Annotated in this window: 13 protein-coding genes and 1 riboswitch; of the genes, 9 read left to right on the plus strand and 4 right to left on the minus strand. The window is 66.5% G+C overall.

Annotated elements, in window-relative coordinates; translation table 11 throughout:
* Window positions 1-219: 219 nt before the first annotated feature.
* The 4 genes from HY57_RS19340 to HY57_RS19355 form a co-directional block, all read right to left on the minus strand.
* Window positions 220-1,305, minus strand: coding sequence for a homoserine dehydrogenase (locus HY57_RS19340; RefSeq protein WP_019467133.1), 1,086 nt, complete (start codon window positions 1,303-1,305; stop codon window positions 220-222).
* Complete coding sequence (gene metB / locus HY57_RS19345) at window positions 1,302-2,510, minus strand: cystathionine gamma-synthase (RefSeq protein ID WP_019467132.1); 1,209 nt, start codon at window positions 2,508-2,510, stop codon at window positions 1,302-1,304. The genes HY57_RS19340 and metB overlap by 4 nt, the downstream gene beginning before the upstream one ends.
* Window positions 2,511-2,549: 39 nt before the next feature.
* Window positions 2,550-3,578, minus strand: a complete 1,029-nt coding sequence (gene metX / locus HY57_RS19350; RefSeq protein WP_019467131.1) for a homoserine O-succinyltransferase MetX — start codon at window positions 3,576-3,578, stop codon at window positions 2,550-2,552.
* Between the two features lie 86 nt (window positions 3,579-3,664).
* Window positions 3,665-3,782: riboswitch (SAM riboswitch) on the minus strand.
* A gap of 158 nt (window positions 3,783-3,940) precedes the next feature.
* Window positions 3,941-4,732, minus strand: a complete 792-nt coding sequence (locus HY57_RS19355) for a hypothetical protein (protein WP_019467130.1) — start codon at window positions 4,730-4,732, stop codon at window positions 3,941-3,943.
* Window positions 4,733-4,987: 255 nt separating this feature from the next.
* On the opposite strand from HY57_RS19355, the gene HY57_RS19360 reads away from it, so the two are divergent.
* The 9 genes from HY57_RS19360 to HY57_RS19400 all read left to right on the plus strand — a co-directional run bounded on the left by HY57_RS19360 (window position 4,988) and on the right by HY57_RS19400 (window position 15,626).
* Complete coding sequence (locus tag HY57_RS19360; RefSeq protein WP_026034249.1) at window positions 4,988-5,344, plus strand: DUF1304 domain-containing protein; 357 nt, start codon at window positions 4,988-4,990, stop codon at window positions 5,342-5,344.
* A gap of 81 nt (window positions 5,345-5,425) precedes the next feature.
* Window positions 5,426-6,088, plus strand: coding sequence for a M24 family metallopeptidase (locus tag HY57_RS19365; protein WP_026034248.1), 663 nt, complete (start codon window positions 5,426-5,428; stop codon window positions 6,086-6,088).
* Between the two features lie 31 nt (window positions 6,089-6,119).
* A complete protein-coding gene (locus HY57_RS19370; RefSeq protein ID WP_019467127.1) occupies window positions 6,120-6,617 on the plus strand; it encodes a GFA family protein in 498 nt (165 codons plus the stop codon).
* 170 nt (window positions 6,618-6,787) lie between these two features.
* Window positions 6,788-8,389: a peptide chain release factor 3 gene (locus HY57_RS19375; RefSeq protein WP_019467126.1), complete on the plus strand. Its 1,602-nt coding sequence runs from the start codon at window positions 6,788-6,790 to the stop codon at window positions 8,387-8,389.
* Between the two features lie 112 nt (window positions 8,390-8,501).
* A complete protein-coding gene (locus tag HY57_RS19380; RefSeq protein WP_019467125.1) occupies window positions 8,502-9,422 on the plus strand; it encodes a CPBP family intramembrane glutamic endopeptidase in 921 nt (306 codons plus the stop codon).
* A 91-nt stretch (window positions 9,423-9,513) separates the two neighbouring features.
* A complete protein-coding gene (locus HY57_RS19385; RefSeq protein ID WP_019467124.1) occupies window positions 9,514-13,197 on the plus strand; it encodes a response regulator in 3,684 nt (1,227 codons plus the stop codon).
* Window positions 13,194-14,063 carry a CheR family methyltransferase gene (locus tag HY57_RS19390; protein ID WP_019467123.1) on the plus strand — a complete coding sequence of 290 codons (870 nt, stop codon included), beginning with the start codon at window positions 13,194-13,196 and terminating at the stop codon, window positions 14,061-14,063. Before HY57_RS19385 ends, HY57_RS19390 begins: the two co-directional genes overlap by 4 nt.
* 1 nt (window position 14,064) lies before the next feature.
* Window positions 14,065-14,634, plus strand: a complete 570-nt coding sequence (locus HY57_RS19395) for a chemotaxis protein CheB (RefSeq protein WP_019467122.1) — start codon at window positions 14,065-14,067, stop codon at window positions 14,632-14,634.
* Window positions 14,631-15,626 (plus strand): diguanylate cyclase domain-containing protein, encoded by a 996-nt coding sequence (locus HY57_RS19400; RefSeq protein ID WP_019467121.1) that lies wholly within the window; start codon window positions 14,631-14,633, stop codon window positions 15,624-15,626. Before HY57_RS19395 ends, HY57_RS19400 begins: the two co-directional genes overlap by 4 nt.
* The last annotated feature ends 29 nt before the right edge of the window (window positions 15,627-15,655 follow it).

Genomic DNA, 15,655 nt, shown 5'->3' on the forward strand with positions numbered 1-15,655 from the left:
GTGATGAGCCGCGCGTTTTTCTTTCTGTGGTGCCTGCCATTGAGCACGCTAAACTTGACGATCAAAGCCCAACCTTCCCTATCGTCATTCCGGCGCAGGCCGGAATCCAGTAGCGAGAGCGTTCGGTTGTGTGGCGAAAACCATGCTTTGCTTCTACTGGATTCCGGCCTGCGCCGGAATGACGAGCCAAAGCGCGGGGCACTCGACCGCAACGCGAGCTTACGCCAGCGCCAGCACATCCCCCAGCAAGGCCTGCGCCGTCACCTCCGGCCCCGCACCCGGCCCCTGGATCACCAGCGGCTGGGTGTTGTACCGCGTGGTGCTCAACGCAAACTGGTTGTCGGTGCCGTACAGGCGCGTAGCCGGATGGTTGGCCGGCACTTCGACCAGACCCACGCGTGCGCGGCCACGCTGGTTGAGGCGGGCGAGGAAGCGCAAGGCGCCACCGCGTGCCTTCGCTTCGGCATACCGTGTGGCGAGCGGTTCGTCGAGTTCCTCCAGGCGCGCGAGGAAGGTTTCGACATCGACACCGCGCAGGCTTGCCGGCACCAGGCTCTCCACTTCCACTTCGTCAGGGCGCAGCGCAAAGCCGGCACAACGGGCCAGGATGAGCAGCTTGCGCGCCACGTCCTCGCCGGACAGATCGCTGCGCGGATCCGGCTCGGTGTAACCCAGTTCGCGCGCACGGCGCAGCAGCGCGGAGAACGGCTGGCTGCCGTCGTATTGGTTGAACAGGTAGGAGAGCGATCCGGAGAACACGCCTTCCAGCGTCAGCAGCGCATCACCGCAATGACGCAGCCGGCGCAGCGTGGAGATCACCGGAAGTCCCGCACCCACCGTCGCCGAATCGCCGTAGCGACCGCCATTCGCCAGCGCCGCCTGCAGGGCTCGCCAGCCGGGCAGGTCACCGCCCGCCAGCGACTTGTTGGCGGTGACCACGTGATAGCCACGCGCCAGCCAGTCCGCATGACACTGGGCCAGCGCAGTGCTGGCAGTGGCATCGATGATCACTTTCACCGTGGCATCGTTGGCATCGAGCGCACCAAGCAAGGCGGCATCGTTGCGTACATCGCCGTGGCTCTTGAGCTTCTCGCGCAGCGAGCGGTCAGCCAGTTGTTCGGCCTGCGTCTGCTGACGGCGTGAATTGGCCGCGCCCACCAGCCGGATCGACGACGCCGCTGGCGTATTGAGCAGCTTGAGGAAGGCACCACCCACCACGCCGGTGCCGAGCAACACGGCGGCAATGGAGGACGATGCCTGTGGTTTCGACGCGCCTGCGGCTTCCTTCGCCAGCACCGCGCTCATGCGCTCACCCGGCGTTTGGCATGGATCGAGGCCTCCGCACGCGCCAGCGCGGCATCGATGTCGCGCAGCAGGTCGTCGCCATCCTCGATGCCCACCGAGAGGCGCAGCAGGGTATCGGCGATACCCGCCGCACGACGGGCTTCCGGCGCCATGGAGGCATGCGTCATCGAAGCGGGATGGGCGACCAGGCTCTCCACGCCGCCTAGCGATTCGGCCAGCGAGAAATAACGGACGCCATCCACGAAGGCCGCCACCTGCTCCGCGTCGCCTTCCAGCTCGAAGCTCAGCATGGCGCCGAAGCCCTGTTGCTGGCGTGCGGCCAGCGCATGGCCGACATGGCTTTCCAGGCCCGGGTAATACACCTTGCGAACCGCCGCATGGCCATCCAGGCGCTCGACGATGCGCGCGGCGTTTTCCTGATGCTGACGCAGGCGCACGTTGAGCGTGCGCAGGCCACGCAGGGTGAGGAAGCTGTCGAACGGTGCACCGGTGAGGCCGTTGCAGTTGCCCCACCACTTGAGCTGGTCGGCTACGGCCTGGTCGCGCGCCACCACGGCACCGCCCACCACGTCGCTGTGGCCGTTGATGTACTTGGTGGTGGAATGCACCACCACGTCCGCGCCCAGCGCGAGCGGCTGCTGCAGGGCCGGCGAGAGGAAGGTGTTGTCGACCACCACCAGCGCACCCACGGCATGCGCGGCCTGTGCCACGTGGCGCACGTCGGTGATGCGCAGCAACGGGTTGGACGGGGTTTCCACCCACACCAGCGAAGGCTTCAGCGCGAGGCCTTCGGCCAGCGAGTGGCTGTTGGTCAGGTCGACGAACTTCACCTGGAAGCGGCCCTTCTTGGCCCACGCATCGAGCAGGCGCCAGGTACCGCCGTAGCAGTCGTGCGCCGCCAACACCAGCGAGCCCGCCGGCACCAGCTCCAACGCCAACGCCACCGCCGCCATGCCGCTGGCCGTCACCACCGCGCCCACGCCCTGCTCCAGTTCGGCCAGCGCGTCGCCCAGCAGGTCGCGCGTGGGGTTGCCGCTGCGCGAGTAGTCATAGGCGCGCTTCTTGCCGAAACCTTCGAAGGCGTAGTTGGTGGACAGGTGCAGCGGCGGCACCACGGCGCCGTGCTGGGTGTCCGATTCGATGCCGGCGCGCACGGCCCGGGTGTTCAGGCCCGGCTTGGTACAGGGGACGGTGGTATCGCTCATGGTGAATCTCCGTGCGTATCGCGTCTTTGAAATGAGGGGTCAACAACCGGCCAGCGCGTCGCGCAGCAGGGGCGCGAGGCGGTCGGTTTCTTTGAGGAAGGCGTCGTGGCCATAAGGCGACTCGACCACTTCCAGCGTGGCCGGGCCATGCAGGCGACGCTGCAGCTCGCACAGGTCGGCCAGCGGCACCAGGCGATCGGACGGGAAGCCGATCAGCGTGGCGGGCGCGGCGACCTGCTCGGGCGTCACGTCGTGCAGGTCGATGGATTCGGACAGCGCGAGGAAGCGTTCCACGTCGAAGCGCTCGACGAAGCGGCGACCGGCGTGTTCGAGGTAATCCTCGACCGGGAAGTGGAAGCGGCCGTCGCGGAATTCCGGCGCCGCGGTGAAGCGCTTGGCGAATTCCTCGCTGCCGCGATAGGTGGTCATGGCGAGCTGGCGGGCCAGCGCCAGCGCCTGGTCGGCCTGGCCGCTTTCCAGCCCCAGCCGCACGATGCCACGCTGCACGGAGCGCTGCGCCGTGGCCAGCGGATGCGGGCGATGCGCGCCGGCCAGCAGTACCAGCCGGCCCAGGGCATAGGGGTGACGGGCCGCAAAGGCCAGCGCCACCATCGCGCCGTAGGACGAGCCAATGAAGGCGTGCACGCGATTGATGCCCAGCGCCTCCACCAGTGCGGCGAGCGCATCGGCCTGGTCCTCGCTGGACACGGCCTGCACGCCGGTGAGGTCGGCCGGAGTGATCCAGTCGATCGAGAGCACGCGGTAGCGGTCCAGATCCAGCGGCTGGCCACTGCCCACCTGGGCCTGCCACCAGCCCGGGGCGGCCTCGCCGTCCAGCGCCACCACGTCGCGGGTGGCGGAGATGCCGCCCTGCACGATCACCGTGGGGGCATCGGGCGCGCCGCACCACAGGTAGCTCACTTCCACCTCGCACGGCGCGCTGCCGTACTTGGGCGTGACGACGAGGCGACGGGTGCAACGCTGGGTGGTGAGGTCCGGCCGCATGCCGCCGATGGCCGCGATGGAGGCGGGCGCGACGGTCGGAACGGGTTGCGGCTGGCTGGACATCTGGCTCTTCTCCGGTCGGCATCGACCTGCGGACCGGAGAGGCGGGCAAGGCACGGCCGGCACGGGGGCGCGGCGGTGCGGTTCTGCCCTCATCTCGCGGCGTGCGCCCTTCGGCGCTACCGCAGGAATTGGCACCGTCGCGGAACTATTCCGCAGGTTGCCCCGGCTTCAAAGGGCCTGTCCCTCCGCCGGTCTCGATGAGTAGGGGGGAATCTAACGGCGAAGGAAAGTCATGTCAATAGACGTCTAAACGTCTATGCACCTAGCCATCGGCATATTAGACGTTCAAATGGACAGTTACTCGTGCAACCGTGCCGCAGGCCGCGCCCGGGCTGGATCCGCGCCGGGCACGGCCCTTGCCGTCACTGCTTCTGAGCCACGAACGACATCGTGCGATTGCGCAGCTTGTCGTCGAACACCACGTTCATGGTCTTGCCGTCGGCGGATACGATGGAGGTGATCACGCCAACCACCTTGCCGTCGCGCTTGTCGGTTTCCACCATCGAGGTCTTGCCGCTCTGCTTCACGGTGACGGTACTGATGCCGGGATCCCCCTTGTAGGGCGCCTCGGTGCCGTCGAGCTTCGCGGTGTAGGACTGCCCCGTGGGCGTGGTCATGGTGAGCGCCCCGCCCTCTTGCTTGAAGGTGATCTCGGTGGCGTTGTCGGACAGGTTGGCGATGCTGGCCGTGATCCACGAACCGGAGATGGCATGCGAACCGGCCGGACCCGCGGCCACCTGCTTCAACTCGCCAGTACCGGTGACCGGCGCGCCATTGGTGTCGCTGCTGTCGCTGAACTCGAAGCGCGCCGTCTTGCCGTCGGACGCCACCGTGGTAGTGGACGTGGCCACCACCTTGCCACCCTTCTTGTCGGTTTCCTTGATGGTGTGCGCGTCCACCACTTCCACTGCGACGGTGTCCAGGTAGGGATGGCCGGCAACGGCATGATCCTGCCCGTCGGCCTTGATGTTCACCGCCGGCACGCAGGTCTTGCACGCATACATGCCGTCCTTGAGCACGAGCACATCGGGCTTCTTGGGCATCTGCATCTTGCTCATGTCGATCTTCCAGGTGCCGTCGAACGGCCCGTCGGCCATCGCGCCCAGCGGAAACAGCAACAGCAGGCAGAGGCCTGCGGACAGTGACTTGTTCATGGCATGACTCCCCAGCGGTTGAAATGACCGGGCGATGCCCATGTCCCCTGGGAACGTCACTGTCCTGTGGGCGCCCTTCCTCTGGCCCAGCCATGCCAACCTACGCCGGGCCCATGGCCACAGCCATTGGTCGGAAGTGTTAGGGCCTGTCAACGCTATTCACGTAGCCCGCGCTGCTTGTCCGTAGCCCCGGGGTGGCGGCGCCCCGTGCGGGCTGCAACACTGCGCCACCTGCCCAGCCGCCTCCGGATGCCGATGTCCCTCGCCGCCCACCTCGTCGTCGCCCTCGTCGCCCTGTTGCATGTCTGGTTCCTGGTGCTGGAGATGTTCCTGTGGACCCGTTCGTCGGGCCGGCGCGCCTTCGGGCTGACCAAGGAGTTCGCCGAGCAGTCCAAGGTGCTGGCGGCCAACCAGGGGCTGTACAACGGCTTTCTCGCCGCCGGCCTGTTCTGGGGCCTGTGGCTGGGCGACGGCGGCCGTGCGGTGACCCTGTTCTTCCTCGGTTGCGTGCTGGTGGCGGGCGTGTTTGGCGGCCTCACGGCGACACGCAAGGTCCTGTGGATCCAGGGCCTGCCCGCCCTGCTCGCCATCGCACTGGTCCTGCTCGCCTGAGCCTTTCGCACGGCCATTGGTACCTGCGCCAGGCACGGGGCTGTGCCATGCTTTTCGCCTCCCCCTGGACCGCCAACCCGCATGACCTCCATTCCCCAGGAAGCGGTAGGTAGCCGCTTCGACCCGCACCAGATGCTGCATGCGCGCGAGCGCACCTGGGCCGCCCTGCGCGGCATCCGCGAGCGCATGCGTCCCGGCATTACCGAGGAAGAAGCCAAGGCCGAAGCGGCCGAGGTGTTCCGCGCGCTGGGCATGGAGCGGCTGTGGCACCCAGTGATCATCCGCATCGGCGCGAACACCACCAAGACCTACCGCGAGCGCTCCGAGCCGGTGCGGCTTGGCGAGAACGACATCTACTTCATCGACCTCGGACTGGTGTTCGAAGGCCATGAAGGCGACGTGGGCGACACCTTCGTGATCGGCCATGCCCCGGAAAAGCAGGCCTGCGCCGATGCCGCGCGCGAACTGTTCCGCGCCACCGCCGAGGCGTGGCGTAGCCGAGGCCTCACCGGCGAAGCGCTCTACGCGTTTGCCGAGCAACAGGCCGAGGCCATGGGCTGGCGTCTCAACCACGAGATCAAGGGTCATCGGGTCAGCGACTTTCCCCACTCGGTGCACAAGGCCGGCGACCTGGGCGAGTACGGCGACCGCCCGTCCAGCGGCCTGTGGATCCTGGAGATCCAGATCGCCCATCCGACCGAGCCTTACGGCGCGTTCTACGAGGATCTGTTGACCCGCGACTGAGCGTCACGACCACTCTGCGGAGGGGCTGTCCATGATGACCGGCGATACCGTGATGGAAGGTGGCTGCGATTGCGGCCAGATCCGTTACCGCTTCGATGGGCCGCCACTGTTCGTGCACTGCTGCCATTGCCGCTGGTGCCAGCGCGAAACGGGCACGGCCTTCGCGCTCAACGCGATGATCGAGACGGAGCGCCTGACCCTGCTCGCCGGCATGTCCGAGGTGATCATGACGCCCTCGGAAAGCGGCAAGGGCCAGAAGATCTTCCGCTGCCCGACCTGCCGGATTGCCCTGTGGAGCCACTATGGCGGTGGCGGCGATGCCGTGGCTTTCATCCGGGTAGGTACCATGGACGAGCCGTTCCGGGTCAGCCCGGACATCCACATCTACACCGCCAGCAAGCAGCCCTGGGTGGTGATTCCCGCGGGCGTGCCGGCGGTGGAGGCGTTCTATTCGCTGGATGAGTACTGGCCGCCGGAGAGCCAGGCGCGGCGGCTGGCCCTGCGCGAGAAGCGGGCCAGCCGGCAGTAAGCCTCTGTGAGACTAGCCCCTTGTGGGAGCGCACCCTGTGCGCGACTCATGCTGCCGAATGGTTACCGGGGCCGTCGCGCACAGGGTGCGCTCCCACAGTAAACCCTGCCGCCCCGGCACCCCTCCCTGACCCTTGGTACAATGGCGGGTTCGCGAGCCCAGATACCCTCATGTCCCCGCATCTCACCGAAACCCGCCGCCGTCGCACCTTCGCCATCGTCAGCCACCCTGACGCGGGCAAGACCACGCTCACCGAAAAGCTGCTGCTGTTCGGTGGCGCCATCCAGATGGCCGGCTCGGTGAAGGGCCGCAAGGCCGCCCGCCACGCCACGTCCGACTGGATGGCGCTGGAAAAGGAGCGCGGCATCTCGGTGACCTCGTCGGTGATGCAGTTCCCCTACGAGGGCCGCATCGTCAACCTGCTCGACACCCCAGGCCACGCGGACTTCTCGGAAGACACCTACCGCGTGCTCACCGCCGTGGACTCGGCGCTGATGGTGATCGACTGCGCCAAGGGCGTGGAGGAACGAACCATCAAGCTGATGGAGGTGTGCCGCCTGCGCGACACGCCCATCATGACCTTCATCAACAAGCTCGACCGCGAAGGCCGCTCGCCGATCGAACTGCTGGACGAGGTGGAGTCGGTGCTGGGCATCGCCTGCGCGCCGCTCACCTGGCCCATCGGCATGGGCAAGCGCCTGAAGGGCGTGTACCACCTGCTGCTCGACGAAGTGCACGTGTTCGAGCAGGGCAAGAACTTCACGCGGCAGGACTCCACCATCTTCAAGGGCCTGGATGCACCCGGCCTGGAGGCGGCCATCGGCGCCGAAGCGCTGGCGGAACTGCGCGACGAGCTGGAGCTCGTGCAAGGCGCCTCCCATCCGTTCGACGTGGAGCAGTACCTCGCCGGCAAGCTCACGCCAGTGTTCTTCGGCTCGGCGGTGAACAACTTCGGTGTGCAGCTGCTGCTGGACTTCTTCGTCGAGCATGCGCCCTCGCCGCGCTCGCGCGCCACGCTGTCGCGCGACGTGAAACCGGAAGAAGGCGCACTCACCGGCTTCGTGTTCAAGATCCAGGCGAACATGGACCCGGCGCACCGCGACCGCATCGCCTTCATGCGCGTCTGCTCGGGCACCTACAGCGCCGGCATGAAGATGATGCAGACGCGCACCGGCAAGGACGTGCGCATCGCCAACGCGCTCACCTTCATGGCGAGCGACCGTGAAATCGTCGAGAACGCCTATCCCGGCGATGTGATCGGCCTGCACAACCACGGCACCATCGGCATCGGCGACACCTTCACCGAAGGCGAGATGGTGAGCTTCACCGGCATCCCCAACTTCGCGCCGGAGCTGTTCCGCCGCGCGCGCCTGCGCGACCCGCTGAAGATGAAGGCGCTGCAGAAGGGCCTGGCCCAGTTGTCGGAAGAAGGCGCCACGCAGTTCTTCCGTCCGCTGATGAGCAACGACCTGATCCTTGGCGCCGTGGGCGTGCTGCAGTTCGACGTGGTCGCCTATCGCCTGAAGGACGAATACGGCGTGGATGCCACCTTCGAGCCGGTCACCGTGTCCACGGCGCGCTGGATCCACTGCGACGACGCGAAGAAGCTCGAGGAATTCCGCGAGAAGAATGCCAACAACCTCGCCATCGATGCGGCGGGCGAACTGGTGTATCTCGCCCCTTCGCGCGTGAACCTGCAGCTGGCACAGGAACGGTCGCCGGCCGTGCGCTTCTCCGCCACGCGCGAGCACGCGACCTCGCTGGACCTCTAAGGCCTGCTCATGTGACCGTCATTCCCGCGCAAGTTCAGGAATGACGGTCGGCAGGTGTGGCGGCCATGGCAGCGCTGTTAGCCTTGCCGCTCTTCCATGGGAACCCCCACGCATGCCTGCCAGTCCGATCGCTTTCACCACACCTGCGACCGCTACGCCCTGGCAGCGCTGGGTAGTGTTTTCTCCCTTCGGCCGCATCGTGTTCTTCGCGGCACTCTACTTTGTGCTGTTCAAACTGGTCGCCGCCGCTGTTGGCGCCATGGGTATCGTTGGCCATGGCGTACCGCCCGTGCCGCGCACCATGGGCATCCTGGCCATGCAGCTGATTCCCGCCGTGCTGGCCTACACCATGCTGGTGAAAGGCATCGAGCGTCGCCCGATGCGCGAGCTGGCCGCCCGGGATATCCCCACGCTTGGCCTTGCCGGCCTGCTGGTCGGCGCGCTGCTGATCAGTGCTGTGGTGCTCGTGCTGTGGCTGGCCGGCAGCTACCACATCATTGGCGCCAACAACCCGTCGGTGGATTGGTTGCCGGGGATCCTGATTCCCGGCCTGGGCGCCGGTATCGGCGAAGAGATCATCACGCGTGGCGTATTGTTCCGCGCCGTCGAGGAAGGCCTGGGCACCTGGTGGGCACTCGCCATCTCGGCCTTGTTCTTCGGTGCCGCCCACATCTTCAACCCGGGCGCCACGTTGTGGAGTTCGCTGGCCATTGCCATTGAGGCAGGCGTGCTGTTGGCCCTCCTGTACCACGTGACGCGATCGCTATGGCCGTGCGTTGGTCTGCACGCTGCCTGGAACGTCATGCAAGGCACTGTATACGGCGTCCCGGTGTCGGGCACGCAAGCCCGTGGCTGGCTGATCTCCAGCCGCAGCGGCCCGGATTGGCTGAGCGGCGGCGTGTTTGGCGCGGAAGCCTCGGTGGTGGCCCTGATCCTTTGCTCGGCCTGCTCGGCCCTGCTGCTCATCGTGGCGCTGCGCCGCGGCACCATCATCCCGCCGGCCTGGCAGCGAAAGGCCGTCACGAACTCGTGACATCAGCTACCGCCTTCACAAAAGTGCGGATACCCTGACGGGAACCGCCCCGACCGGGCAGCCATGCCCGGTCCAAAACTTGTGAAGACGCATGGCAGCTCAGAAGAACCGCTATTCCTGGCTGGCGCACCAGCCGATGCAGCTGAAGATCCTCATTGCCATCGGCACGCTGGTGCTGCTGTTCGTGATATGCAGCGTCGTCACGTTGCAGTCGCTGGCGCGGCAGGACGTCAGCGCGCGCTGGTCAAGGCACACCTATGACGTGCGCGCCAAGATCGACGACGTCTTCGAGCACCTGCAGGCGAGCCAGATCGCCGTGCGCAGCTACCTGCTCGACCCGCGCGATGGCGAGCTGGCGAACCACCGGCAGGCCAACGCCGACCTGGCCAAGGACATCGCCGAGCTGCGCAGCCTGACCAGCGACAACCCGGTGCAGCAGATCCGCATCGACCGCGTGTCGGCGATGGTGAACCAGTGGCAGCAGGAGGCACTGCGCAACGGCGTGGAGCCGATGCAGGCCATCCATGCCATCGACCCGGGCCAGGCGGCGATCGAACAGGTGCGCGTCCAGAGCGACTACATGAAGCACCTCACCGTCGGGGTCAAGGACATCCTCGCCGTCCTCGACGACATGGACGACACGGAGCTCGGCCTGCTCAAGCAACGTGAGGGAACGCAGAACCGCGACGTGGCCGAAGTGCGTGCGGCCATCTGGGTCACCATGCTGCTGAGCCTTCTGCTCGGCGCCTCGGTGGTCTACATGACCTACCGCCTCATCACCCGGCCGATCCGCCGTATGACCGACCTGATGACGCGCCTGTCCAACCACGACCACACCGTGGAAATCCGCCAGATCGAGCGTCGCGACGAGATCGGCGAAATCGCCCGCGCCCTGCAGGTGTTCAAGCAGATGGCGATCGAGACGGCCGCTCAGACCTGGGTGAAGACGCAGGTCTCCTACATCGCCAGCGATCTGCAGAAAGTGGCGACCGAGCGGGAGTTCGCCCAGCAACTGACCAGCTCACTGGTGCCGCTGCTCGATTGCGGCGTCGGCGTGCTCTATCGCCTCGACGAGGAACAGCAACGACTGCGCCTGCAAGGCAGCTACGGCTACCAGCAGCGTCGCCACCTGAGTACGGAATATGCGCTAGGCGAGGGCCTCGTGGGCCAGTGCGCGCTGGAGCAGAAGCCCATCACCTTGCAGGACGTGCCGGACGACTACGTGCGCATCCATTCCGGCACGGGCGAAGCCCCGCCACGCGCCATCACCGTGCTGCCGTTGATCCTGCGCGACAAGCTACTCGGCGTGCTGGAGCTGGCGAGCTTCCAGCACTTCACCGCCCCGCAGCAACGCCTGCTCGACGAGCTGCTGCCGATCGCCGCGCTGTCGCTGGAGAACCTCGGTCGCGCCATCCGCACGCAGGACCTGCTCAAGCGCACCAGCGAGCAGGCCGACGAGCTACGCATTTCCGAGGAAACCCTGCGGCGCCAGCAGCACGACCTGCAGGCGTCCAACGAGGAACTCAACGCCAAGACCCACGAGTTGCAGGAGCAGTCGCAGCGGCTGCTCGCTTCGGAAGAAGAGCTGCGCGTGCAGACCGAAGAGCTGCAGGCGTCCAACGAAGAGCTGCGCCAGAAGACCGACACGCTGAACCAGCAGAAACGCACGCTGGAGACGCTGCAGCAGGAAACGCAGGAGAAGGCCGAGGAACTGGCCCGTGCCAGCCAGTACAAGTCCGAGTTCCTCGCCAACATGTCGCATGAGCTGCGCACGCCGCTCAACAGTTTGCTGATCCTTTCGCGCAGCCTCTCGGACAACCGCGAAGGCAATCTCGACGAGGAACAGGTGGAGTCGGCACGCATCATCCACGACTCCGGCACCAACCTGCTGCGCCTGATCAACGACATCCTCGACCTGTCCAAGGTAGAGGCCGGCAAGATGGACGTGGTGCTCGACGATCTCCCGCTGGCCGACCTCGAGCGCACGCTCATGCGCACGTTCAACCACGTAGCGCACGAGAAGAAGCTCGGCTTCACGGTGCGAATCGGCCCGGACCTGCCGGCAACGCTGCGCACCGACGGCGCCAAGCTCGAGCAGATCGCCAACAACCTCATCGGCAATGCCTTCAAGTTCACCCACCAGGGCTCGGTGACCGTTCGCTTTGAACGTCCCTCCGCCGCCCTCGCCCTGCCGCCCTCGCTGCAAGGCAAGGACCTGGTCGCCATTGCCGTCAGCGACACCGGCATCGGCATTCCGCCGGAGAAGATGCAGAAGATCTTCCAGGCCTTTGAGCAGGTCGACGCCAGCACCAGCCGCCAGTACGGCGGCACCGGGCTGGGCCTGACCATTTCCAAGCGCATCGCCGAACTGCTGGGCGGCGACATCCTGCTGCACAGTGACGCCGGCCACGGCAGCACCTTCACCATCCTGCTGCCACTGGCCGGCCCCGCCGGACAGGTCGCCGGTGCCGCGGCCACGCAGGCGGCCGCGGTCACGGTGCCGCCTCGCCCTGCCGTGACATCGGCGCTGCTGCCGGAGACCATCGAGGATGATCGCGACAGCATCGACCCCAGCGATACGGTGATCCTCATCATCGAGGATGACCCGGTGTTCGCGCGCATCCTCGCCGACATGGTCCGCCGCAAGGGCTATCGCGTGCTCGCCGCGGCGGATGGCGAATCGGGCCTGCAGCTGGCGACGCACTATCGCCCGACCGGCATCCTGCTCGACGTGATGCTACCGGGCATGGATGGCTGGACGGTGATCGAGCGTCTGAAGGACAGCCCGGCCACGCGTCACGTCCCCGTGCATTTCATTTCGGCGGTGGACGAGGCCAATCGTGGCCGCGAGCTCGGCGCGGTGGGTTTCCTTACCAAACCGGTGAGCCGGGAGGCCATCGGCGAAGCCTTCGACCGCCTGCTGCACTTCGCCGAAGGCCATATGCGCCACCTGCTGATCGTCGACGACGACGCCGACTCGCGCGCCGCCATGCGCACGCTGCTGCGCAACGACGACGTCACCATCGACGAGGCTGGCAGCGCCGAAGAGGCGCTGGAGCGCATGGCCGGCGCCAACTACGACTGCATCGTGCTCGACCTGGGCCTGCCTGGCATGTCGGGCATCGAGTTCCTCGAGCAGCTTTCCGCGGGAGGCCGGATTCCGCCGGTGGTGGTCTACTCCGGCCGGGAACTGAGCCGCGAGGAAAGCCTCAAGCTGCGCCAGTACACCGACAGCATCGTCATCAAGGGCGCGCGCTCGCCCGAGCGCCTGCTCGACGAGGTGAGCCTGTTCCTGCACAGCATCCAGGACGGCCGCACGCATCGTGCCGGCAACGGCGCCGGCGCCGCGACCACGACGCCCATGTCGCCCGCCACACCGTCGACACACGACGCGAGCGCGCTACACGATCGCAACGTGCTGCTGGTCGACGACGACATGCGTAACCTGTTCGCACTGTCCAAGGTGCTGCGTGGCTGGGGCATCCACGTCACCATGGCGCAGGATGGACAGAAGGCGCTCAAGGTCCTCGCCGACGGCCATGACGTCGAACTCGTGCTCATGGACGTGATGATGCCGGTGATGGATGGGTACGACACCATTCGCGCCATTCGCGCCCAGCCGCAACTGGCGAAGCTGCCGATCATCGCGCTCACCGCCAAGGCCATGCGCGGCGACCGCGAGAAGTGCCTTGAGGCAGGCGCGAACGATTACCTGTCCAAGCCCATCGACATCGACAAGCTGTCGTCGATGATGCATGTGTGGCTGCACCGATGAACGAACTGGCCGACAACGCGAAGACGCCCGACACCTCGCTCGACGACATCGAAATCGAGCTGTTCATCCGGGCACTCAAACTTCGCTACGGCTATGACTTCACCCAGTACGCGCCGGCCTCGCTGAAGCGGCGCGTGCTGCAGCTGGCCCACGCGCAGGAAGCGGCCACGGTGAGTGAACTCACCACCCGCCTGTTGCACCAGCCGGATTTCCTGCCCGTGGCACTGGAAGGCCTGTCGGTGCCGGTCTCCGAGATGTTCCGCGACCCGGATGTGTTCCTCGCCCTGCGCGAGCAGGTCTTGCCCGTGCTCGCCTCCTATCCCCAGATCAACATCTGGCAGGCTGGCTGCGCCCACGGGCAGGAGGTCTACTCGCTGGCCATCCTGCTGGAGGAAGCTGGGCTCTACGACCGCACGCAGATCTACGCCACGGACTTCAACGAGAGTGCGCTGCGGCACGCGCAGGAAGGCATCTATCCGGCGCGCGAGGCGCAACTGTGGTCGCGCAACTATCTCGCCGCCGGCGGCAAGCACACGCTGGCCGACTACTACAGCGCACGCTACGAACTCATCAAGCTCGACCAGCGTCTGCGTCGCAACGTGATCTTCGCCAACCATAATCTGGTGACCGACGAAGTGTTCTGCGAAGCGCACCTGGTGCTGTGTCGCAACGTGCTCATCTATTTTTCCGACCCGCTGCAGGATCGCACCCTGGCACTGTTCCGCGACAGCCTGGTGCGCGGTGGCTTTCTTTGCCTCGGCACGCGCGAGAGCCTGGACTTCGCGCCATCGGCCAGCGACTTCACGCCCGTGGACGCAGCCCGCCGCATTTACCGCCTGGGTCCGCGCGGTACGGGCAAGGAATGAGATGACCGTGCCGCAAGCCATCGTGATCGGTTGTTCGGCCGGCGGACTGACCGCGCTGGAGTCGCTGTTCGCCCACCTCGACCCTGGCCTGCCGCAGTCCATTGCGGTGTGTTGCCATACGGGCTCGGCGACGGTCGACCTGCTCTGCGAACTGCTCGCCAAACATGCCGCGCTTCCGGTGGAGGAGGCGCGCGAGCGGTCACCCATGCAGGGTGGCGTCATCCACGTGGCACCCAGCGGCTATCACCTGCTGGTCGAGACCAACCGGCGCTTTGCGCTATCCGTGGATCAACGGGTGAGTTTTGCCCGGCCGTCCATCGACGTGCTGTTCGAATCGGCCGCCGAAGCCTGGCGCGACGCACTGATCGGCGTCGTACTCACCGGCGCCAACAGCGACGGCGCTAACGGCCTGCTTCGTGTCCGGCAATGCGGCGGCATCGCCATCGTGCAGGAGCCGCTGGACGCCGAATCCCCCGCCATGCCGGCCGCCGCGCTCGAACGCGCCGGCGCCGACTATTGCCTTCCCCTCGCGGACATCGCGCCGCTGCTCAATCGTCTTTGCCTGCCATGACCCTGCCTACCCCCAAGATTCTTGTCGTCGACGACACGGCCGCCAACCTGGTCGCTATGCGGCATCTGCTCGCCAACAGCGGCGCGGCGATCTACGAGGCCAGCAGCGGCAATGCCGCGCTGGCGCTGTGCCTGGACCACGAGTTCGCGCTGATCCTGCTCGACGTCAACATGCCCGACATGGACGGATTCGAGGTGGCTTTCCTGATCGGCGAGGACGAACGCCTGCGCGACACGCCGATCATCTTCGTCACCGCGGCCTATGCCGATGACATCAACCGCGTGCGCGGCTACCACTTCGGCGCGGTCGACTACATCGAGAAGCCGATCAACGACATGATCCTGCAGTCCAAGGTGCGCGTCTTCCTGGAACTGTACCGCGCGCGCGCCGAATTGAAGGCGACGCTGGCCGAACTGGAAGAGCGCAACATGCAGCTCAACGTGGAGATCGCCGAGCGACTGCGCATCGAGGAACGCATTCGCCACCAGGCCACCCACGACATGCTCACCGGCCTGCCCAATCGCGTGCTCTTCCATGACCGTCTGGTCACCGCCATGCAGCGCGTGCCGCGGCACGGCCCCGGCTTCGCGCTGGCCCTGCTGGATATCGACGGCTTCAAGGGTGTGAACGACAACCACGGCCATCCGGCTGGCGATGCCTTGCTGAAGGCCATTGCGCTGCGCCTGGGCGACGAGGTGCGCGCCGCCGACACCGTGGCGCGGCTGGGTGGCGACGAGTTCGCGCTCATCCTGGAAGACATCGGCGACGAAACCTTGCTCCTGCGCCGCTGCGAGCAGGTGTGCTCCAAGCTGGCGGAGCCGTATCCGCTGGAAGGCAGCAGTGGGCCGTTCGAAGCCCGGGTCAGCGCCAGCATTGGCCTGGCCCTGTGGCAGGGCGCGCACCAGAACGACGAGGCGCTGATCCAGGCCGCCGACCGCGCGCTCTACCAGGCGAAGGAAGGCGGGAAGAATCGTTGCGTAGTGGCGACCTGAGACCTGATCAAGATCTCGGTGAGGAGTGA

This window comes from Dyella japonica A8 (assembly GCF_000725385.1).
In the GTDB taxonomy this organism is placed as follows: domain Bacteria; phylum Pseudomonadota; class Gammaproteobacteria; order Xanthomonadales; family Rhodanobacteraceae; genus Dyella; species Dyella japonica_C.